The organism is Phaeacidiphilus oryzae TH49, assembly GCF_000744815.1.
Classification (GTDB): domain Bacteria; phylum Actinomycetota; class Actinomycetes; order Streptomycetales; family Streptomycetaceae; genus Phaeacidiphilus; species Phaeacidiphilus oryzae.
This window is the reverse complement of the sequence record NZ_JQMQ01000005.1, coordinates 251185-271966: the sequence shown is the minus strand read 5'-3', so window position 1 is coordinate 271966 and position 20782 is coordinate 251185. Positions and strand designations below refer to the sequence as shown.

Sequence of the window (20782 nt, the reverse complement as noted above, 5' to 3'; positions counted from 1 at the left end):
CGATCCCGGGATGCCGCTCCCAGCGCCGCCGGCTGGACCGACCCGGCCGCGCGGCGTGGCTGGAGGCGTCCTGCCGCTCTACTGTGCGGCCCGGAACGAGGCGGCCCAGGTGCGGTCGCGGCCGGGCAGGCCTCCCGTTCCGATCTGGCACACGTAGGGGCAGAAGATGCTGTTGAGCACCCAGGGCGGGCTGCTCGCGCCGAAGTCGGGGATCGGCGCGCCTTCGGTGATGCCGTAGCCCGCCACCGCGAGCTTGCCGGTGTTGCGCAGGTCGGCCATCTCGTTGGTGATGAAGGTGGAGTGGTTGGCGAACCACGTGTTGGAGAGCAGGAAGTCGTTCCACTTCTGCTCGGTGAAGGGGTTGTTGGCGGCGTCGTGGATGACCTGCCACACCAGGGTGCCGGCCGGGACGCCGTAGGCGCTCGCGTAGGAGGGGTCCACCGGGTCGCTCATATGCTCCTCCCAGAGCTTGATCAGGGAGAACTCGGTGGCGAGGAACGTCTGGTCCGGGCGGAGGTACGGCAGGATGAAGTCGGTGTACTTCTGTGCCGCGTCGATGCCCGCCACGTGGGGGTGGATGTCCACACCGGCGATGCCGGCATTGCCGGCGACGAAGGTCATCCAGCGCTCGGTTTGGGTGTTCTGGTTCGCGGGGTCTTCCAGGCCGTTGAGTGCCCCCATGTAGAAGGCTGTCTTGCAGGTCGTCCCGAAGTTCGCCGTCCGGTACTGGATGGCGTGTTTGGCCAGTGCCTCGTAGAAGTCGTTGATGGCGGAGGTGGTGCGGTCCTGCGGGCTCGTCTCGTAGAACGGTTCGTTGCCGATGGTGAGGAGGTCGACCTTGTCGAGCACCGCGGCCAGGACCTTGTCGAGCCGGGTCAGGGCGGTGTCCATGGCCGCGGTGCCGGGCACGGGGATCGTCGTGTTCTGGTACTGGAACTTCGTGGAGAGCACGGTGCCGTAGCCGTCGGCGGAGGCCTGCAGGAGCTTGGCCATCCCGGTCTGGGTCGCCGGGTCGCTCTGGTCGGCGTCGGACATCAGGTAGAAGCCGCGGATCCAGGTGGCGGAGACCGCCCCCAGTTCGGCGTAGTCGATCATGTCCAGGGATTCGTTGACGTTGGCGGCGAGGACGTTGGCGGCGGGGGGCGCGGTCACCTGGTTCAGGACCGTGCCGGACGGCGCGGACTCCGAGGCGCCGCGGGGATGGGCCCCGGCGCTGCCGGCGTACGCCGGGTCGGCGCCGCGGGTCACCAGCCCGGCCGCCGCGAGTGCGGCGCCCGCGGACAGGCTGAGCAACCGGCGCCGGGTCGTCGTCCCGCGCTGCGGCCCGCCGCCGAGTTCCGGACCTTTCTCCTGCATGGGTGTGCCTGCCCTTCCGTCGGGTCTCATCAGCGAAGACAGCCCTCACCCGTGCGGGGCTGCGGTGTCTCGGGGCACGTTGCGTCGGTTCTCGAAGCCCGTCTGGCTGAGCGGGCCGTGTTCTGGGGCGCTGGGGGTGGCGGCGGTCGGTCCTCCGGGGGCGGAGGTGTCCGGCCGCCGCGCACCGCGCTGTCAGCCGGTCTTCGACTGCCCGGGGCTCCGGCGCTGGAAATACAGGCGGTTCCCCGCCGGGCCGGTCCACTCCACCCGCGCGACGCCGGCCACGGACGCCTGGGCGACGCGCGACGGATCGGACCAGTAGCCGGCGTTCCCGTTGTTGAAGAACGTCGCCCACAGGCCGCCGTGGTGGTCCTCGAAGTAGTTGTTGTGGCCGGCCGATACGCCTGCGGTGTACCGCGCGGAGTACGGGCCCTCGAAGGTGTCCGAGACGGCGAGGACCGAGTCGTACTGGTACTGGACGCGGCCCGCCCCGGGGGTGTCGTAGGCGTAGCGCGGTGTGCCGTCGGGGTTCGTCGACTTCCAGTCCCAGGTGGCCTGGGAGAGGAAGTACTTGCCGCCGTACTTGAACACGTAGACGCCTTCCCGGTAGGGCTCGGGGGAGTAGGGCGTCTGCTGGAACGTCGGCAGGCCGGTGGCCGGGACGATGTCCTCCATGTCGTCCCGGAACTCGGCGTACAGGTCGTTGTGCAGCACGAGCCGGGCCCTGTCGCCCTCGGAGAAGAAGCTGCCGTCGATGTGGTAGTAGGCGCCGGGCTTGATGAACGCCGGCCCTCCGGTGAGCGAGTCGCCGAAGGGCTTGTCGACGTTGCCCTCGATGAGCCGGTACGGCCCCTCGAGCCCGCCCTCGCTCACGATCATGAAAGACCCCACCTTGGTGGAGTGGTCGCCCATGCACGCGACGATGTACCACCTGCCCTGGAAGTAGTGCACCTCGGGGGCCCAGACCTCACCGCGCTTGCCGAACTGGTCGTCGTACCAGTACTCCTGCCACGGAGCGACGACGGTGCGTCCCGGCCTGTTCTCGTCCACGAACTCGGGCGACCACACCTTGCCCTTCTCGGCGCCGGGCCGGATCTTGGTCGTGTCGACCAGCTTCCAGGGGCCCTTGAGAGAGGGGGAGACCCAGAGGAAGATGCCGTCGTTCCAGGGCGCGGCAGCGGTGAGCCCGGGCACGCGAGTGGTGGCCGTGGCGACATAGACCGGGCGGTTGTCGACCACGAAGCAGTTGACGTAGAAGTCCCGGACCCATACCCGGCCGAGTGCCTTGTCACGAGGCCGCAGTTCGAGTGGGAGGACGAAGGAGTCGTCCCTGCGCGGCCACAGGTCCACCCGGGTGTCGGCGAGGCCGTACGGCTGGAGGTCGGGCCAGTTGGCCGGGTAGGCCTTCGGCGACGCGCTCGACGTCGGTGCGGGCGCTGCCTGCGCGGCGGCCGCGGGCAGGGCCGCGGCCACGCCCAGGCCGGCGACGCCGGCCAACAGGGACCGCCGGGGGAACCCGCTCTCGGTGCTGGTCATGGATCACGCTCTCCTTCGTCGTCCTGGCGCCGGTGCTTGGACAGCATGTGAAGGGGCGGTTATTTTCGTCAACCATCCGGATAATTAATCCGGACCTTCGGAGTCACGATCGGGTAACGGCGGCCGGCGCGGTGGTCCGCCGCGTTTCGGCCACGCCCCGACGCGCGCCCGCGTGCCCGTCGAGGCGGCGGTGTCCGCGATCCGCGGCTCGGCGAAATTTATTTTTCCGTAGCGTTGACGAAAATTACCGGCGGTCCCATGCTGTTCGCCATGCAACAGAACGAGGGTCCTCTGTCGCGGCTGCGCAGAGATCACGAGCGCCTCGTCCTGGACCTCCTGCGCAAGCAGGGGCCGATGACCAGGGGCGAGCTGGGAGGCCTGTGCGGGCTCTCCCGTACGACTCTCTACGACATCATCAGTGCCCTGGTAGCGAGCGGTGCCGTGGTCACGTCGGTACCCCAGTCCGCCCACCGCGGGCGGGGGCGCCCGGTGGAGCGGCTCACCCTCAACCCGCAGGCAGGGCAGGCGATCGGCATCGACTTCGCACGACGGGCGGTCCACGTCGCGGTGGTCAACGTGGCGCACGAGATCGTCGGGACGGCGAGCGAGACCCACGGCTCGGAGATGTCCGAGGACAAGCGGGTCGACGTCGCCCAGCGCCTGGTCGGCAGGCTCACCGGCGGAGCGCTGCGCCTCGGCGCGCTGGGCGCCATCGGCGTGGGCGTGGTCGGACCGGTGGGCCGGCCGGGCGAGGAGGCCGGTCTCGGGCACAACGGGGACACGCTGGCCGCGCTCGTCCGCGAGCGCTTCGAGGTCCCCGTGCTCGTGGACAACAACACCCGGCTGGCCGCTCTCGCCGAGTCGACCTGGGGCGCGGCCACGGGTGAGCAGGACGTCCTCTATCTGCGGCTCTCCCATGGCGTCGGCGGCGGCCTTGTCGTCGGCGGCGCACTCCACCGCGGCGCCGAGGGGCTCTCGGGCGAGTTCGGCCACATCACCGTGGACCCGGAGGGCGCGCCGTGCGGCTGCGGCGGCACCGGCTGCCTGGAGACGGTGGCCTCCGTCGGGGCCGTCCTCGGCGCCTATCGCGCCCAGGGCGGTCGGGCGGACGACGTACCGGCGCTGATCGAGGCGATCGCGTCCGGTGACGCCCGGGCGAGCTCCGTGGTGAGCGAGGCCGGCGCCCGGGTCGGCTCCGTGCTCGCCGCGGTGTGCAATGCCATCGGACCGGCGGTGATCGTCGTCGGCGGCGAACTCGCGGCACTGGGACGGGCGTTGACCGAGCCGGTCGAACGCGCGCTGAGCGCGAACATCCTGCCGGTGTCCCGGTGGCGGATGAGCCTGCGTCCGGCGGAGCTCGGCGAGGCCGGCGCGGCCCTCGGCGGTATCGCACTGGTGCTCCACGAGTCCCCCCTACTGACCCACTACCCGGCCGAGTCCAAACCCGAGGAGAAGGCATGAGAGGCACGAGAGGCATGACCGGATCGAGGCATTCATGGCCGTGATGACCACTACCGAGAAGACGGCGGCTCAGTCGGACGCCAAACGTGCCGGGCGGCGCCGGGTCACCCACCCGCTCGTACTCAACCTGGTGGCCGTGGTGGTGGGGGTGGGCATCTGGGCCCTCCTCGCCGCCCTCGGCGTGCAGAGCCTGCCGGGACCGGTCTCCGTCGTCTCCCGCGCGGGCCAGATGATCGGCGACGGAACCCTGCCCGCCGACGCCCTCGCCAGCCTCCGCCGCGTGCTGATCGGCTTCGTCCTGGGCACGGCCCTCGCCGTCCCGGTCGGCTTCCTGATGGGCTGGTACTCCGTCGCGCGAGGACTGCTGGAGCCGTACATCCAGTTCTTCCGCACCATCCCGCCGCTGGCCATCATCCCGCTCGCGATCGTGCTGATGGGCATCGGGGAGACGCCGAAGATCTTCGTCATCTTCCTGGCCGCGTTCCTCTCCTGCGTCGTCGCGACCTTCCAGGGCGTGGTGGACGTCGACCGGACACTGATCAACGCGGCCCGGGTGCTCGGCGCCTCGGACTGGACCATCTTCCTGAAGGTGGTCATCCCCGCCTCGACGCCGTTCATCCTGGTCGGCATGCGGATCGGGCTCGGCTCCGCGTGGGCGACCCTGGTCGCCGCCGAGCTCATCGCCGCCCAGCAGGGCCTCGGATACGAGATGCAGCACGCCGAGACCTACTACGACCTCACCACCATCTTCGTGGGGCTGATCACCATCGGGGTGCTCGGCCTGGTCATGGACCGGCTGCTGCTCCTGGCCGAGCGGCGGCTCACCCGTTGGCAGGAGCGCCGATGACCGCCAAGATCTCGTTCCGCGAGGTCGTGAAGACCTACCCGATGAAGGACACCACCTTCACCGCGCTGGACCGGGTGTCGCTCGACATCGACGACCGGGAGTTCGTCACCGTGGTCGGCCCCTCCGGCTGCGGCAAGAGCACGCTGCTGAACATGGCCGCCGGACTCGTCCACCCCGACTCGGGCGAGACGCTGGTGGACGGCGTCCCGGTACGCGGACCCGGCCCGGAGCGCGGCGTCATCTTCCAGCAGTACGCCCTCTTCCCCTGGCTCACCGTGCGCCGCAACGTCGAGTTCGGGCTGAGACTGTCGTCGATGCCGGCCGAGGAACGCCGGCGGCGCGCCGAGCGGGCCATCGACCTGGTCGGCCTCTCCGACTTCGCGGACGCGCTGCCCAAGACGCTCTCCGGCGGCATGAAGCAGCGCTGCGCGATCGCCCGCGCCTACGCGGTGGACCCGGAAGTGCTGCTGATGGACGAGCCGTTCGGGGCCCTGGACGCGCTGACCCGGGTGCAGCTTCAGGACCAGCTGCTCGACACCTGGAACCGGGAACGCCGCACGATCATGTTCATCACCCACGACGTCGACGAGGCGGTCTACCTCGCCCGGCGGGTCGTGGTGATGGCCGCCCGCCCGGGCCGGATCCACTCGGTCATCGACGTGGACCTGCCGTACCCGAGGACGGAGGAGATCCGGCTCTCGCCCGAGTTCAGCGCCATCCGCAACGACGTCTGGCACGCGGTCTACCACCAGACGCCGACGCCCTCCAACGCCACCGCCTGACCCGCCGCCGGCGGCACGGGGATGCCGAAGGCACCACCCCACCGGCGCGGCGCTCCGCCGCGCCGCCCCCTGGCACGCCGCCGCGAACCCACCCGTCCTCCGCGACTCCGTCGCGCGGTCCAGAAAGGTCCCCGTCATGAGAAGAAGAGCTCGCCGCACCGCTCTGCTGTGCGCCGCCGCCCTGCTGCTCCCACTGTCCCTCACGGCCTGCTCCGGCGGTTCCGGCAACGACGGCACTGTGCGGTTCGGATACATCGGCGACTACAACGGCTCCAGCCTCCTCGCGATAGCGGACAAGGAGGGGCTGTGGAAGAAGGCCGGGCTGAAGCCCGACGTCAAGGTGTTCAACAACGGCCCGATCCAGATCCAGGCGCTCGGCGCCGGCGACCTCGACTTCGGCTACATCGGCCCCGGCGCGATGTGGCTGCCCGCCTCCGGCAAGTCGAAGGTCATCGCCATCGACACGCTGACCACGGCCGACCGCGTCATCGGCCAGCCGGGCATCGACTCGATACAGGCGCTCAAGGGCAAGAAGGTCGGCGTCGTGCAGGGCACCTCCGGCGAGATGGTCCTGGACCTGGCGCTCAAGAAGGCCGGGATGACCGAGAAGGACCTCCAGGTGATCCCCATGGACGCCTCGACCATCGTCTCGGCGTTCGACGCGGGGAAGATCGACGGCGCCGGCATCTGGTATCCGCTGCTGGACACGATCAAGAAGAACCGGCCGGGTCTCCACGAGATCGCCAGCGACACGGACTTCCCCCAGGACTCCTTCCCGACCGCCTTCGTCGCGGGCAACAAGACCGACCCCAAGCTGGTGTCGAAGGTGGAGAAGGTCCTCCAGGAGGCCAACGACTGGCGCTCCGCCCACCCCGCGCAGTCGATCAGCCTCGCGGCCGCCATGCTGCACGTCAGCACCGCCGAGACCACGCGGGACGCCGCCAACGTGAAGACGATGACCACCGCCCAGCTGGTCGCCGCCACGAAGGACGGCACGGTCGGCAAGTGGCTCGACAGCCTCTCCGGCTTCTTCGTGCAGAGCGGCCAGCTCAAGCAGGCGCCCGCCGCGTCGACGTACTACGAAGGCGACCTCTACACGAAGGCCTACACCCGGTGAACCTCCTCTTCCTGATGACCGATCAGCACCGGGTCGACACCCTCGGTTGCTACGGGAATCCGCACGTCGCCACGCCGAACCTGGACCGGCTCGCCGCGACCGGCACCCGCTTCGACCGCTTCTACACCCCGACGGCCATCTGCACCCCCGCCCGGGCCAGCCTCCTCACCGGACAGGCCCCCTTCCGCCACCGGCTGCTCGCCAACTACGAGCGGAACGTCGGCTACCTGGAGGACCTGCGGGACGACGCCTTCACCTTCCCCGGTGCCCTCGCGGAACGCGACTACCAGCTCGGCCTCATCGGCAAGTGGCACGGCGGCACCCACCGCAACGCGGCCTCGTACGGATTCGACGGGCCCGACCTGCCCGGCTGGCACAACCCCGTCGACCACCCCGACTACCTCGCCTTCCTCGAGGAGCGAGGCCTGCCCCCGTACGAGATCTCCGAGTTGATCCGCGGGACGACCCCCAACGGGAACCCGGGCAACCTGCTGGCGGCGCGGCTCCACCAGCCCGTGGAGGCGACCTTCGAGCACTACCTGGCCACCCGGGCCATCGAGCAGCTGGAGAAGTACGCCGCGGACGGCCGGCCCTTCTTCCTGGCCACCCACTTCTTCGGACCGCACCTGCCGTACCTGCTGCCCGACGAGTACTTCGACATGTACGACCCCGACCTGGTCGAGCTGCCGCCGTCCATCGCCGAGACCTTCGAGGGCAAGCCCCCGGTCCAGCGCAACTACAGTGCCCACTGGACCTTCGACACCATGCCGATCGAGGTCACCCGCAAGCTCATCGCCGTCTACTGGGGCTATGTCACCCTGATCGACGAGCAGATCGGCCGCATCCTGGACCGGATGGACGAACTCGGGCTGACCGACTCCACCTCGGTCCTCTTCACCGCCGACCACGGCGAGTTCACCGGCGCCCACCGGCTGCACGACAAGGGCCCGGCGATGTACGAGGACATCTACCGCATCCCCGGTATCGTCCGGATCCCCGGCGCGCCTCCGCAGGTGCGCGAGGAGTTCGTCTCCCTCACCGACTGCACGGCGACCATCCTGGAACTGGCCGGCTGCGACACCGCGCCGGCCGTCGACAGCCGCAGCCTGGTGCCGCTGGTCCGGGGGGAGAGCCCGGAGTGGCCCGACGAACTCGTCGCCGAGTTCCACGGGCACCACTTCCCTTACCCGCAGCGGATGCTGCGCGACGAGCGCTACAAGCTGGTGGTGAACCCCGAGTCGGTCAACGAGCTGTACGACCTCGTCGAGGACCCGCACGAACTCCACAACCGCTACCGGCATCCGGAGATGCGGCAGGTGCGCGGCCGCCTCATGCGCCGGCTGTACGACCTGCTGCGCGAGCGGGGCGACAACTTCTACCACTGGATGACCTCGATGTACGAGATCGGCGCCTCCGACTACGACGTCACCCTGAGCTCCTTCGAGCAGAGCGGCACCGCCTGAACCGCGCCGTCCGCGCCACCCGCAGCACCATCCGCAATCTCCCGGCCCACAAGGAGACGCCGATGAACCGGATACCCGGCCGCAGGCTGAGACGCCTGCGGTCACCCCTGCTCGGCATCACGGCCCTGGTATGCGCACTCGCCGCCGCCGTCCTGCCCCAGACCGGCATGTCGCCCACCGCGCAGGCGGCAGCGGAGCCGGACGCGGCCGTCACGTCGACGGCCGGCACCTCAGCGGCCGGCACCTCAGCGGCCGGCACGTCCGCGGGCACCTTCACCAACCCGGTGACCGCCGGGGTGGTCGACACGTTCCCGGACCCGTCCATGATCCGCGGCAAGGACGGCATGTGGTACGCCTACGGAACCCAGAACCCGGTGTTCCAGAGCAAGGGCGAGGACGGCGAGCGGATCCTGCCGATCCTGCGCTCGCCCGACATGGTGCACTGGACCTACGCGGGCCAGGCGTTCACCCCCCAGACGCAGCCCGCCTGGGAGAAGGGCTCCCGGCTGTGGGCACCGGACATCCGCTACGTCGACGGCCACTACGTCCTGTACTACGCGGTGCCCGGCCTCAACACCGTCGCGGTGGCCACCGGTCCCACGCCGACCGGCCCCTGGACCGACGGCGGCCAGGTGCTGCCCAGCCCGAGCGGCTGTCCCACCGGCAACATCGATGAGGCCCAGTTCACCGACAAGGGCGGCACCCCCTATATGTACTGGGGGAGTTACGACACCATCTGCGTCGCCCGGATGAACGCCGACCGCACCCGCGTCGTGGGCGCCGTCACCCAGGTGGCGCGGGGCCGCAGGATGGAAGGCGGTTACGTCGTCCGGCGGGGCGACTACTACTACCTCTTCTACTCCGACGCCAACTGCTGCGACGGCGCCTACAGCGGCTATCAGGTCAAGGTCGGCCGTTCCACCAGCCCGACGGGCCCGTTCACCGACCCCCAGGGCGTCGGCCTGATGGACCTGACCAGCAAGGGCGGCATCGTGGTCACCGCCAACGGCAACGGATGGATCGGCCCCGGCCATATGTCCGTCGCGACCGACCTCTCGGGACAGGACTGGCTCGTCTACCACGCCATCCCCTCCGACGACCCCGACCTCAAGCCCGCCGACAACGGGACACTGGAGCTCACCAGGCGGCCGATGCTCATCGACCGGCTCGACTGGATCGACGGCTGGCCCACGGTCCGGGCCGGCGCCGGCCCCTCGCAGGGCAGGCAGACCGCACCGGTCACCGGGTGGGACGCGGGCAGCACGTTCAACGACGGCTCGCTCTCCGGCTGGCGGCCGACCGGGACGGAGCCCGGCGGATGGTCACTGACGACCGGACCCGACGCCGGGCGGTACGTCACCCACACCGGAACGGACGCCGCCCCGGCCTTCCTCGTCTCCTCCGCCCACGCGTCTACGTCCACGTCCACCTCCACGTCCGCGGACCTGCGGGCCGAAGCCGATCTCGAAGTACCCTCGGCCTCCGGAGCCGCCGGACTGACCGTCGACTACAGGGACGCCGACGACTACGTCGCCGCGTGGCTGGACAGGCCGGCGGGCGCCCTGGTGACCGACGCGGTCGTCAACGGCGTCCACCACCGGGAGTCCTCCGCTCTTCCGGCGGACTTCTCGTGGGACACCTGGCAGAACGTGTCCGTCGAGGTGCGCGGCGGCGTGATGACCACCGAGGTCAGCGCGGACCGGCTGAACGACGCCGTGACCGACCAGACGCGTCGGCTTCCTCCCGCGGCGGCGCGGCCCGGAGCGGTGGGCACCGCCTCCCGCGGCGGCACGACGGCCTCGGACAACGTGGGCGCGGTCAAGCTGTTCACCCCCGTCACCTCCCGGGTGCCCACCCGGCGACCGGAACACCTGCTGCCCGCCTACAGCGACGACTTCACCGGCGGCACGGTGCCAGGGACCACGCCGGACTCGCCGTGGAGCTGGGTGCGGGGCCCCGCGGCGGGCGTCTCCATGGCGGACGGCGCACTCTCCTGGCCGACGCAGAACGGGGACCTCAACCTCACCACCGACAACGCCTCCGTCCTGACCCGGCCCGCGCCCCCGGGTGACTACACGGTCGAGACGGAGATCCACTTCGCCCCGACGAAGGCGGCCCAGCAGGCCGGTCTGGTGCTCTACCAGAACGACGATCGCTACTTCAAGCTCACCCACACCGCCCTGCCGCTCAACGACGGCAACGGCGCTCAGGTGGACGTCACCGAATTCGGGAAGGAGGGCGAGCGCCCGACCTACACGCCGCCGCAACCCGTCGCCTACGGCCGGATGTTCGGCGGTCCGACCGCGGACACCATGTGGCTGCGCCTGACGTACCACGCGGACGCCGCCCGCGACCAGAACGACGTGAGCGCCGCGACGAGCACGGACGGCAGCCACTGGGTCGACACCGGTGTCTGGACCCTGCCGATCACGGGACCGCTCAGGATCGGCCTGGTCTCCATGAACACGGCCGGTGCGGTCGCGCGCTTCGACTACGTCCACGTCTACCGCGACTGAACGGCGGCCGTTCGCTCGCAGTCGCCCGCTGGGCCCCGGGAGTCCGGGGCCCAGCGGGCGGACGGCTCTCAGGCCGGCGTTCTCGCCTTCCGCACCAGCGTGAGAAAGCGTCCCCAGTCCCAGTTGGCCCCGGGGTCGGTGTGGGTGGCGCCGGGCAGCTCGTGGTGACCCAGGATGTAGGCACGGTCCACCGGGATCGCATGGCGTGCGCACACGGCCGCGGTGAGCGCCGCGGACGAGGCGTACATCGCCTCGGTCAGCCAGGCGGTGGAATGGACCCAGCCCTCGTGGGTGATGCCGATGCTGCGGCTGTCGAAGTCCGGATCACCGGTGTGCCGGGCGATGTCCTTCTCCCGGACGCACTGGCCTATGCGGCCGTCCGCCGAGCGGACCAGATAGTGCGCCGAGGTGCCCCGGGCGGGGTTCCGAAAGACGGCGACGGCGTCGTCGAAGTGCTGCTGAGTGACGTGGATGACCACGTACTCGATCGGATGGCTGCGAGGGCGCTGAGCGGTGCGGTAGTTGGCGGGGTCGGCCGGCAGCCAGTGCGCCCCCGGATGGTCGACGATCGCGGGGGAGGGGGTGGCCTCGGCCGCGGAAGCGGTTCCGGTCGCGACCGCGGTGGTGATCGCCGTGCCCGCGGTGACGGCGGCGGCGCCACGCAGGACGGTACGTCGCGAGGGGAGGGGTCGCCGGTCGTCGTCGCCGCGGGGAACCGGCGGGGTCATGCGTCCTCCTCCGTGGTCCGGTACCAGTTGTGGGGGGCGAGGTTGGCGTTGTAGACGCCTTTGGGGAGATCGTCGGTGAGCCGGACCGACCACCGCTGCAGCCGCTGTGCGAGATCGGCCTGGACCTTGCGCATCCTCGGCTCGTCCCAGAGGTTGTCCAGCTCCATCGGGTCCTTGTCGAGGTCGTAGAGCTCACAGCCGTCGGAGACATGCTCGTAGAGCTTGTAGTGGTCGTGCCGGAGCATCCGCGAGGAGCCGCTCTGGGTCACGCTGTTCAGCTCGTCGTACCTGGTGCCCGGGTAGGGGAAGTGCAGCGGTGGCCGGGCGTCGTCGGGATAGGGGAGGCCGCCGAAGCCGCGCTCGGTGACGATGTCCTCGAACTCCGCGGTCGGGTAGTCGGCACCGGTGAGCATCTGCCACAGGCTGCGGCCCTGGACACCCAGGGGGATCGGGCGGCCGATCGCCTCGCACACGGTGGGCAGGATGTCGGCGATCGAGACGAAGTCCGTCCTGTTGTCCCTGGTCGCGATGCAGGGACCGTGCACGATCATCGGGACGTGCGCCAGGACCTCGGCGATGCCGGCCCCCTTGCGCTGGAGGCCGTACTCGGCGGCGTAGTCGCCGTGGTCGGCGAGGAAGAACACCAGGGTGTTCTCCCACAGGCCCTCGGCCTTGAGGTGGTCGACGAGTCGGCGCCACTGGTCGTCGATGAGCCGGAGCATGCCGCAGTAGGTGGCGCGGTAGCGCTGCGCGAGGCCGTCATAGCCGGGACGTTTCTGTTCCACCAGGTCGCGCAGCCACTTGTAGGCACCGCCCTTGGCCTCCGCGGCCTCGGGGCCGCAGAGCCGACTGGGGATCCTTTCCTCGGCGAACATCGAGAAGTACGGCTCCGACACCTGGTACGGGTTGTGCGGCTCGGGCGTGGAGACGAAGGCGAAGAAGGGCTTGGCGGGGTCGCGGCCGTCTATCTGCCGGATGGCGTCGGAGACGATCCGGTACGGGTATTGCTGCTCGGCCGGGAACGGGGTGGCCTCGGTCGTCGGGCCCATGTCGATGGAGTTCAGATAGGCGGTGAAGGCGCGCTGCTCGTCGGTGGTGTCCGGCCCGAAGGTGTGCCCGTACTCGGAGAAGGCGTCGTAGTCCGCCGGGCTGTTCCGGTACATGTGCGTCTTGCCGGAGTAGAACAGCTGGTAGCCGGCACCGCGCAGCACATCGATCAGGTCGTCGCCGCGGGACACCAGCGTGGGGCTGGTGTTGGAGTTCTGCCGTATCCGGTGGGTGCTGGGCCATCTGCCGGTGAGCAGACTGGTCCGCGCCGGGACGCAGGCGGGGGCGGTGGTGTAGGCCCGTCGGAAGCGGGTGCCCTCGGCGGCGAGGGAGTCGAGAAAGGGCATCGTGTCCAGCTCGAAGCCCATGCCCGCGGTGAAATCGGCGCGGACCTGGTCGGACATGGCGAAGACGATGTTCGGAGCGGTCGGGCAGGTCACCGAATCTCCTTGGAGGATTCCCCGACCTTCTGGCAGGGGAGAAGTCGAACCCCTGCGGAGCGGAGCAATGCGGCAGGGGCGGGGGCAGCCGGCGGTGGCACGTTCGGACAGGGCTGTGTCGGCGCGGGGTCTCTGATGCGCTGAGCTCAGCATGGGAAACCTGAGCGATTATCGTCAACAGGCCGGATAATTAATCCGGACCACCCGGTTGCTCGGGACCGAGGAGGGCGCGGGGCCGGGCTGGGGGCTCTCCGCGGATGGGGACGTGCGCTGAAGCGTCACGAGTATTGCTACCGGCCGGTACCCGGCGCTATAACGAATGTGGTTCTTTCCCACTGAGAACCTTCAATCTCCCCAGAGCCCGCCGCGACGGCGGCGAGACGCATCCGAGCGCGCAGCGCAGTGAGCACAGCACATCCCCGCTCGACGATCACGTGTGTCCAGGTTGATGACCTGTACATGCCCAAAGGGGAAGGATGCTCCAGTGAACCCCATCCGACTGCTTCGACTTCGCGGCCTCGCCCTGACGGTCGTGGCACTGCTGGCGACACTGTTCGGTGCCGCCTCCGCTTCCGCCGCCTCCGCGAACGCGAGCGGTGGCGCGTACGCGGCCCTCGGCGACTCGTACTCCTCCGGCTACGGTGCCAGCAGCACCTACATCGACAGCACCTGCGACACCAGCACCGCGGCCTACGGCTACCTCTACGCCCAGGCCACCTCCCCGAGCAGCTTCGACTTCGCGGCCTGCGCCGGGGCCGTCACCACCGACGTCATCGACAACCAGCTGGGCGGCCTCAACTCCTCGACCGCGCTGGTGAGCATGACCATCGGCGGAAACGACGTCGGCTTCTCCAACGTCATGCAGACCTGCCTCCTCTCCTCCGACGCGACCTGCCTGAGCGCGGTCGCCACCGCCGAGAGCACGGCCCAGAACCAGCTGCCGGCAAAGCTGGACACCACCTACTCCGACATCCGCCAGGCCGCGCCCAACGCCCACGTCGTGATCCTCGGCTACCCCGAGTTCTACGACCGCGGCCAGAGCTCCTGCTCCGACACCATGGACGCCACCAAGCGCACCGCCCTGGACAATGGGTCCGACCTGCTCGACAACGTGATCCAGACCGAGGTGGCCAAGTACTCCGGCTTCACCTACGAGGACGTCCGCTCCCGCTTCGCAGGACACGAGATCTGCGACTCCACCCCCTGGATCAACAACTGGTACGACTTCGGCGGGGCCTACCACCCGAGCGCGGCCGGGCAGGCGAACGCCTACCTGCCGGGCCTGGAGGCCGGCGTCTGAGCGCCGCGGGGCGCCCGGCATTGCTCCGCCAGCCGCCGCGGGGGTATCCCCGACGCGTCAGGATGGATGACTCGGGGATCACGCGTCCGGCGCGCTACCCCGATGAGTCTCCGGCGGCCGCGAGGTCTACCGGTCGACGAAGGGAGCGCATCGTGCGCGAGATCATCATTTGCACGTTTCTGACGTTGGACGGTGTCATGCAGGCGCCGGGTGCGCCGGACGAGGACGCCGAGGGCGGCTTCGAGCACGGCGGCTGGCAGAAGGCGGTGTCCGATGACGAGGTCGGGGCGGCCATCGCCGGCTGGTACGAGCAGTCCGACGCGATGCTGCTCGGCCGCAAGACCTACGAACTCTTCGCCTCGTACTGGCCGAACGCCGATCCCGGCAACCCGTTCACCGCGCGGATGAACGGCATGCGCAAGTACGTGGCCTCGCGCACCCTGTCCTCCGTCGAGTGGCGGAACTCCACGCTGTTAGAGGGCGATGTCGTCGATGCCGTAAGGGAGTTGAAGGCGTCCGACGGCGGCGGTATCAACGTCGTGGGCAGTGGCGACCTCGCCCAGACCCTCATGCGGAACGGCCTCGTCGACGAGTTCCGGCTGACCGTCCATCCGGTGATCATCGGCAGTGGCAAGCGGCTCTTCGCCGACGGAGCGATCCCCACCGCGCTGGAGCCGGTCAGCGTCTCGACGACGAAGGGCGGCACCGTCGTCGGCGTCTACCGGCCGAACGGCAGGCCCAGCTATGACAGTTACTAGGCGTGCTCCTCCGCTCCGGGGCGCGACCGGCGTGGACCGGGTCGGGCGGCCGGCACCGGCCGAGCAGGAAAACGACGAAAGCCCCTGGTCAGGGGCTTTCTGATGTGTGTCCGGAGGGGGACTTGAACCCCCACGCCCGATAAAGGGCACTAGCACCTCAAGCTAGCGCGTCTGCCATTCCGCCACCCGGACGAGGTGTCGTCTGCACGCGGGTCTCCCTGCGGCGACGTGGACAACCATACCAAGAAATCAGCCAGTGCTTCACCAGCCGCCAGGTGGGCGGGCTGAGGCATCGCGCGAGGTGGGGGTGGGTGGCGCAGCCGGAAGGGGTGGCGGGGCGGTCATCGGCGGACGGATTCGGACGCAGAGGACGCCGCGGTGATCGGGATGCGACGAGTTGCGCTCAGATGCTCGGCCGCGTCGCAGGCCGGTCATAGGCTCGGCACAGCGGGTTACGGCCCGTGGCGTGGGGACAGGCAGTCGCGGGTGGTGTGCGACCGCGGCCAGGAGGTGGCGACGGGGATGCACATGAGTGGAAACGGACCGGGGACGACCCGGCCGCGGGCCTGGCGATTCGCCGGCCCGGCTGTCGACGGCGCCGGCACCGCTACCGGCACCGGCAGCGAGAACTCGGGCGGCGAGGTGGTCGGGATGGTCGGCGACGACGCTTTCGACGGGCCGTGCGACGGCGCCGAGCGGTCCGACGGCTCGGAGGGCCACAACCTCCATCTCGGCCACGGCCTCGGCCGCGGGGGTGGCGCGGACGGCGCGGACGGCCTGGGTGACGTCGCCGGCTTCGGCAGCCTGGACGAGCTGGACGGTTACGTCGTGGGGGCCGGTCCCGGGGCCGCCGCCCTGGGCCTCCTCGGCACGGGCCCCGACGGCGCGGCGGACGTCGACGGACTGCCCGGCGGCTGGCGGGAGCCGGTGGAGGGCGTGTGGCGGTTCGCCGCGCCGGCCACCGAGGTGTGGGTGCCGCGTTCCCGGCACGCCGTGCGCGATCTCCTCGCCGCCCAGGGCATCGGCGGCGGCCGGGCGCAGCACGCGGACTTCGTGGCGAGCGTGCTGCTGATCGTCTCGGAGCTGGTCACCAACGCGGTGCGGCACGCAGCGGTGCTCTCGCCGCAGATCGTGATCGAGGTGGTGATCGGCGGAGGATGGCTGCGGGTCTCGGTCGAGGACAGCCACCCCTACCGCCCGACCGCCCTGCAGAACGACTTCGGCCGGACGAACGGCCGAGGACTGCTGCTGGTCAAGACGATGGCCGAGGAGGCCGGTGGGAGCTGCGACGTCGAGCGCACGGTCGCCGGTGGGAAGGTCATCTGGGCCGCGCTGCCGCTCCCCGGGCAGGCCTGGTAGCCGAGCAGCCGAGCAGCGCGGGCGGCGGCAGCGGCCCGCGCCGCTCCACCCCGCTTCGGTGGAGCGGTGGCGGCAGCGGTACCGAGTACCCGGTACCCGATGACCGCTTACCAGCCGGCCTCCGGGAAGAGCCGCCGGACGGTCGGCAGGACCGCGTCCAGGACGGTCTGGAACCAGACCGAGAACGGCTTCTCCGCGCGCAGCTCGGCCAGCTCCGCCGGGGTCAGGAAGCGGGTGGCGCCGACCTCCGCCGGGTCCGGGTTCGGCGCGGCGTCCACGCGGCCGACGAAGAGGTGGTTGAACTCCTTCTCCACCAGTCCGGAGGCCTCGTCCGGCAGGTCGTAGGTGACCGTCCCGGCCTCGGTCATCAGGGCCGGCGCGACGCCCAGCTCCTCGCCGGTGCGCCGGGCCGCGGCCACGAACGGGGGCTCGTCGGGGTACGGGTGCCCGCAGGCGGTGTTCGACCACACGCCGGGGGAGTGGTACTTGCTCAGGGCGCGCTGCTGGACGAGCATCCGGCCCTGCGCGTCGAAGAGGAAGACCGAGAAGGCGCGGTGAAGGCGGGCCGGCGGCTGGTGGGCCGAGAGCTTCTCCGCGACGCCGATCGTGTTCCCCTGCTCGTCCACCAGCTCCAGCAGGATCTCCGCGGGCCGGGCCTGCTCAGCGTCCGCAGCGGCAGCGGCAGCGGCAGCGGCGGTGGCGGCGGCAGCGGGGGACGAGGACTGTGAGCTACTGGTCGGCGTCGACATGGAACCCCTTGAGCGTGTGGTTGCGTGGTGCTGGTTGCGGCGACCAGTCTGCCGTACCGGACGGACAAGATCGCAGCGGCGCCCGCCGATTGCAGGCGAAGGAAGGCATGCGGGCAATTGCGTGCGGTTTCGAGCCCGATCGAACCGGCTCCCCGCCGGGTCTGGAACGGACCGGAAGGGCCACGGGTCGCTGCACGGGTTTGTTCGCGGCGGGCGGGTCCGCCATGATGATCGACATTCGGCAGGCCTCGGCACGCCCAGGCCCCGGCACGCCCAGGCCTCGTCAGGCCCAGGTCCCGGCAGGCCCCGGCTGGAGCGCTGTCGGAGGCTTCCGGTATACCGGGTGCACCGTTCTCGCGGTTGCGGGTTCTCGCGGTCCGATCCCTCGGCCCGTCCGAGCTGCTTGTGGTAGGAAGGCGGCTTTCGCCTACGATCGCAAGGCAGGCAGGCTGCGAGCAGGCCTCGACCAGGCCACCCCCAGGCCAACGGCACGTGTCGTGCCGGCGCGCCGGCAGTACAGCCGGACTCGCCGTCCCCCGCGGGCCACCACGCACAGCCGCGGGTCCAGCGGGCCCCATGACCACAGGAGACACCGATGATCGGCCTCGTTCTGGCCGCCGGCGCAGGCAGCCGCCTCCGCCCGTACACCGAGACGCTGCCCAAGGCCCTGGTGCCGGTGGACGGCGACCGCGCCGTGCTCGACCTCACCCTCCGCAACTTCGCCGAGGTGGGGCTGACCGATGCGGCGATCGTGGTCGGGTACTGCAAGGAGGCGGTGTTCGAGCGCAAGGAGAAGCTGGAGCGGGCGTACGGCGTCAAGCTGCACATCGTCGACAACCCCAAGGCCGAGCGCTGGAACAACGTGTACTCGCTCTGGTGCGCCCGCGAGGTCTTCTCCTCGGAGTCGGTGATCCTGGCCAACAGCGACACCGTCCACCCGGTCTCGGTCGAGCAGGACCTGATCGCCGCGAACGAGCGGATGACCGCCGAGGGCCGCACCCCCGGCGTCCTCCTCGCCCTCGACACCGTCAAGAAGCTGGCGGACGAGGAGATGAAGGTGATCGTGGACCCCGAGAAGGGGATGCGGAAGATCACCAAGCTGATGGACCCGGCCGAGGCCTCCGGTGAGTACATCGGCCTCACCCTGATCAACCCGTCTGCCGGCCCCGAGCTGGCCGACGCCCTGCAGGCGGTCTGGGAGCGCGACCCGCAGAAGTACTACGAGGACGGCTACCAGGAGATGGTCGACCGCGGCCACCGGATCGACGTCCAGCCGGTCGGCGACATCGAGTGGGTCGAGATCGACAATCTGGACGACCTGGCCAGGGGCAAGGAGATCGCGTGCCGGTACTGACCCGACTCGTCCCGTCGCCCCTGGTCGTCGACATCCGGGCGGGCGCCCTCCAGGACCTCGGCGCCGTCCTCGCCGACCAGCGGCTCTCCGCCAACGGCCGGATCGCCGTGGCGGCTAGCGCCGGCTCCGGCGCCCGGCTGCGGGAGCGGCTCAGTCCGCAGCTGCCCGGCGCCGACTGGTACACCGTGCCGGACGGCACCCTGGACGCCGCCGTCACGCTGGCCGACCAGATCAAGAAGGGCGGCAGCTACGACGCGCTGATCGGCCTCGGTGGCGGGAAGATCATCGACGTGGCCAAGTACGCGGCCGCGCGAGTCGGTCTGCCGGTGGTGGCCGCCGCCACCAACCTCGCCCACGACGGCCTCTGCTCCCCGGTCTCCACGCTGGACAACGACGCCGGGCGCGGCTCCTACGGGGTGCCCAGCCCGATCGGCATCGTGATCGACCTGGACGTGATCCGGGAGGCCCCGGACCGCTTCGTGGCCTCCGGCATCGGTGACGTCCTCTCCAACATCTCGGCCTGCGCGGACTGGGAGCTCTCCCACCGCGAGACCGGGGAGCCGGTGGACGGCCTGGCGGTGGCGATGGCCCGCAGCGCGGGCGAGACCCTGCTGCGCCACCCCGGCACCATCAAGGAGGACGGGCTGCTGGTGGCGCTGGCCGAGGCGCTGGTCCTCTCCGGGATCTCGATGAACATCACCGGCAGCACCCGGCCGTCCAGCGGTGCCTGCCACGAGATGAGCCACGCGCTGGACCTCCTCTATCCGGAGCGCAGCCGGGAGCACGGGGAGCAGTGCGGCTTCGGCGCCGCCTTCGCCAGCTTCCTCCGCGGGGAGCGGGAGGTGGCCGGTCAGATAGCGACCACCCTCCACCGGCACGGGCTCCCGGTGACGGCCGCTCAACTCGGGTTCTCCGCGGAAGAGTTCGCGGAGGCCGTGCAGTACGCTCCACAGACCCGGCCAGGCCGGTTCACCATCTTGGAACACCTCGACCTCGACCCCCACGCCATTCGGGACGCGTACTCGGACTATGTCAAAGACATCACCGCCGGCCTCGCCGGCTGACCAGAACGCCGCCGGGCGGCACGAAGAGCCAAGCCCCCAGCCGGACGCCGCCGATCCCTTCCCCGGCGAGCGACCGGCGCGGCCGACCATCGCGCAGTACCGCGCGGTGGCCCACCCCGCCGGCCTCATGGACCGGCGCAGCGGCGAGCACTGGGCGGGGCGGCTCTACATGCGCCGCGTCTCCTCCCGGATCAGCCGGCACCTGATCGACTTCCCGCTCTCCGCCAACGGCTTCACCTATCTGATGATGGTGGCCGGGGTGGCGGCCGGAGCCGTGCTCATCGTCCCCGGGATCTGGGGGGCGATCCTCGGGGCCCTGCTGATCCAGGTCTACCTGGGCCTGGACTGCGTGGACGGCGAGCTGGCGCGCTGGCGTCGGCAGACCTCGATCACCGGGGTCTACCTGGACCGGGTCGGCCACTACGTCTCCGAGGCGGCCCTGCTGACCGGCTTCGGCGTGCGGGCGGCTGACGTCTTCGGACGGCATGGCGGCCCGGCCTGGCAGTGGGCCTTCATCGGCACCGTCTCCGCGCTGGGCGCGATCCTGATCAAGTCCGAGACCGACCTGGTCGACGTGGCCCGGATCCGCAAGGGCCTGCCGGCCGTGGACGACGAGGCCTCGGTGCCGCGGGCGACCGGGGTGGCCAGGGCCCGCAGGCTGGCCGCGGCCTTCAAGTTCCACCGGCTGATCGGCGGGGTCGAGGCCTCACTGGTGATGCTGGCGGCCGGAATCGTGGATGTGGCGCGCGGCGACCTCCTCGCCACCCGGGTGGCGGTGTGCGTGCTGGCCGCGATCGCGGTCGTGCAGACGCTGCTCCACCTGCTCAGCATCGTCCTCTCCAGCAGGCTGAGGTGAGGCGGGGGTGACGGCGAACCTGGACCGGGCGGACCGGATGGACGGCCTG

General features: G+C 70.5%; 17 protein-coding genes and 1 tRNA gene. 12 read left to right on the top strand and 6 right to left on the bottom strand.

The genetic code is table 11. The features are described from left to right. Positions 1-78 precede the first annotated feature (78 nt). Together BS73_RS05500 and BS73_RS05495 are read right to left on the bottom strand one after the other, a co-directional pair. Complete coding sequence (locus BS73_RS05500) at positions 79-1356, bottom strand: hypothetical protein (protein ID WP_051939499.1); 1278 nt, start codon at positions 1354-1356, stop codon at positions 79-81. Between the two features lie 192 nt (positions 1357-1548). Then, entirely contained in the window at positions 1549-2892 is a 1344-nt protein-coding gene (locus tag BS73_RS05495; RefSeq protein WP_037570144.1) for a family 43 glycosylhydrolase, read from the bottom strand. Positions 2893-3150: 258 nt separating this feature from the next. Here BS73_RS05495 and BS73_RS05490 point away from each other — a divergent pair, with 258 nt between their 5' ends. From BS73_RS05490 to BS73_RS05465, 6 genes are all read left to right on the top strand, one after another. After that, complete coding sequence (locus tag BS73_RS05490; RefSeq protein WP_037570143.1) at positions 3151-4353, top strand: ROK family transcriptional regulator; 1203 nt, start codon at positions 3151-3153, stop codon at positions 4351-4353. 34 nt (positions 4354-4387) lie between these two features. Beyond that, entirely contained in the window at positions 4388-5200 is an 813-nt protein-coding gene (locus BS73_RS05485; protein ID WP_037570142.1) for an ABC transporter permease, read from the top strand. After that, positions 5197-5982, top strand: a complete 786-nt coding sequence (locus BS73_RS05480) for an ABC transporter ATP-binding protein (RefSeq protein ID WP_037570140.1) — start codon at positions 5197-5199, stop codon at positions 5980-5982. The genes BS73_RS05485 and BS73_RS05480 overlap by 4 nt, the downstream gene beginning before the upstream one ends. A 136-nt stretch (positions 5983-6118) precedes the next feature. Continuing rightward, complete coding sequence (locus BS73_RS05475; protein ID WP_051939497.1) at positions 6119-7099, top strand: aliphatic sulfonate ABC transporter substrate-binding protein; 981 nt, start codon at positions 6119-6121, stop codon at positions 7097-7099. Then, positions 7096-8562 carry a sulfatase-like hydrolase/transferase gene (locus tag BS73_RS05470; protein WP_037570139.1) on the top strand — a complete coding sequence of 489 codons (1467 nt, stop codon included), beginning with the start codon at positions 7096-7098 and terminating at the stop codon, positions 8560-8562. Before BS73_RS05475 ends, BS73_RS05470 begins: the two co-directional genes overlap by 4 nt. 62 nt (positions 8563-8624) lie before the next feature. After that, positions 8625-11078, top strand: a complete 2454-nt coding sequence (locus BS73_RS05465; RefSeq protein WP_037570138.1) for a family 43 glycosylhydrolase — start codon at positions 8625-8627, stop codon at positions 11076-11078. Positions 11079-11146: 68 nt separating this feature from the next. On the opposite strand, the gene BS73_RS05460 is transcribed toward BS73_RS05465, so the two are convergent. Both BS73_RS05460 and BS73_RS05455 read right to left on the bottom strand, forming a co-directional pair. Next, entirely contained in the window at positions 11147-11806 is a 660-nt protein-coding gene (locus BS73_RS05460; RefSeq protein ID WP_051939495.1) for an N-acetylmuramoyl-L-alanine amidase, read from the bottom strand. Next, positions 11803-13293, bottom strand: coding sequence for a sulfatase family protein (locus BS73_RS05455; RefSeq protein WP_037570137.1), 1491 nt, complete (start codon positions 13291-13293; stop codon positions 11803-11805). Before BS73_RS05455 ends, BS73_RS05460 begins: the two co-directional genes overlap by 4 nt. 484 nt (positions 13294-13777) lie before the next feature. On the opposite strand from BS73_RS05455, the gene BS73_RS05450 reads away from it, so the two are divergent. After that, entirely contained in the window at positions 13778-14593 is an 816-nt protein-coding gene (locus BS73_RS05450; RefSeq protein ID WP_322987242.1) for an SGNH/GDSL hydrolase family protein, read from the top strand. A gap of 152 nt (positions 14594-14745) precedes the next feature. Beyond that, a complete protein-coding gene (locus BS73_RS05445) occupies positions 14746-15351 on the top strand; it encodes a dihydrofolate reductase family protein (RefSeq protein WP_037570136.1) in 606 nt (201 codons plus the stop codon). 107 nt (positions 15352-15458) lie between these two features. Here BS73_RS05445 and BS73_RS05440 read toward each other — a convergent pair. Continuing rightward, positions 15459-15543 (bottom strand) — tRNA-Leu (locus BS73_RS05440). A gap of 711 nt (positions 15544-16254) precedes the next feature. Here BS73_RS05440 and BS73_RS37080 point away from each other — a divergent pair. Further along, positions 16255-16710, top strand: coding sequence for an ATP-binding protein (locus BS73_RS37080; RefSeq protein ID WP_037578319.1), 456 nt, complete (start codon positions 16255-16257; stop codon positions 16708-16710). A gap of 107 nt (positions 16711-16817) precedes the next feature. Here BS73_RS37080 and idi read toward each other — a convergent pair whose 3' ends face one another. Next, entirely contained in the window at positions 16818-17459 is a 642-nt protein-coding gene (gene idi, locus BS73_RS05430; RefSeq protein ID WP_084703822.1) for an isopentenyl-diphosphate Delta-isomerase, read from the bottom strand. Positions 17460-18054: 595 nt separating this feature from the next. Between idi and BS73_RS05425 the strand changes: the two genes are divergently transcribed. The 3 genes from BS73_RS05425 to BS73_RS05415 all read left to right on the top strand — a co-directional run bounded on the left by BS73_RS05425 (position 18055) and on the right by BS73_RS05415 (position 20733). Beyond that, positions 18055-18813 (top strand): phosphocholine cytidylyltransferase family protein, encoded by a 759-nt coding sequence (locus BS73_RS05425; RefSeq protein WP_037570135.1) that lies wholly within the window; start codon positions 18055-18057, stop codon positions 18811-18813. Further along, positions 18801-19877, top strand: a complete 1077-nt coding sequence (locus BS73_RS05420; RefSeq protein WP_037570133.1) for an iron-containing alcohol dehydrogenase family protein — start codon at positions 18801-18803, stop codon at positions 19875-19877. The genes BS73_RS05425 and BS73_RS05420 overlap by 13 nt, the downstream gene beginning before the upstream one ends. A 127-nt stretch (positions 19878-20004) precedes the next feature. Next, a complete protein-coding gene (locus BS73_RS05415; RefSeq protein ID WP_037570131.1) occupies positions 20005-20733 on the top strand; it encodes a CDP-alcohol phosphatidyltransferase family protein in 729 nt (242 codons plus the stop codon). The last annotated feature ends 49 nt before the right edge of the window (positions 20734-20782 follow it).

Bases quoted from the DNA above. Each gene is read 5' to 3' on its own strand.
- BS73_RS05495 (WP_037570144.1), bottom strand. From the start codon at position 2,892: ATGACCAGCACCGAGAGCGGGTTCCCCCGGCGGTCCCTGTTGGCCGGC.
- idi (WP_084703822.1), bottom strand. From the start codon at position 17,459: ATGTCGACGCCGACCAGTAGCTCACAGTCCTCGTCCCCCGCTGCCGCC.
- BS73_RS05415 (WP_037570131.1), top strand. From the start codon at position 20,005: ATGGACCGGCGCAGCGGCGAGCACTGGGCGGGGCGGCTCTACATGCGC.
- BS73_RS05500 (WP_051939499.1), bottom strand. From the start codon at position 1,356: ATGCAGGAGAAAGGTCCGGAACTCGGCGGCGGGCCGCAGCGCGGGACG.
- BS73_RS05485 (WP_037570142.1), top strand. From the start codon at position 4,388: ATGGCCGTGATGACCACTACCGAGAAGACGGCGGCTCAGTCGGACGCC.
- BS73_RS05475 (WP_051939497.1), top strand. From the start codon at position 6,119: ATGAGAAGAAGAGCTCGCCGCACCGCTCTGCTGTGCGCCGCCGCCCTG.
- BS73_RS05425 (WP_037570135.1), top strand. From the start codon at position 18,055: ATGATCGGCCTCGTTCTGGCCGCCGGCGCAGGCAGCCGCCTCCGCCCG.
- BS73_RS05490 (WP_037570143.1), top strand. From the start codon at position 3,151: ATGCTGTTCGCCATGCAACAGAACGAGGGTCCTCTGTCGCGGCTGCGC.
- BS73_RS05480 (WP_037570140.1), top strand. From the start codon at position 5,197: ATGACCGCCAAGATCTCGTTCCGCGAGGTCGTGAAGACCTACCCGATG.
- BS73_RS05465 (WP_037570138.1), top strand. From the start codon at position 8,625: ATGAACCGGATACCCGGCCGCAGGCTGAGACGCCTGCGGTCACCCCTG.
- BS73_RS05460 (WP_051939495.1), bottom strand. From the start codon at position 11,806: ATGACCCCGCCGGTTCCCCGCGGCGACGACGACCGGCGACCCCTCCCC.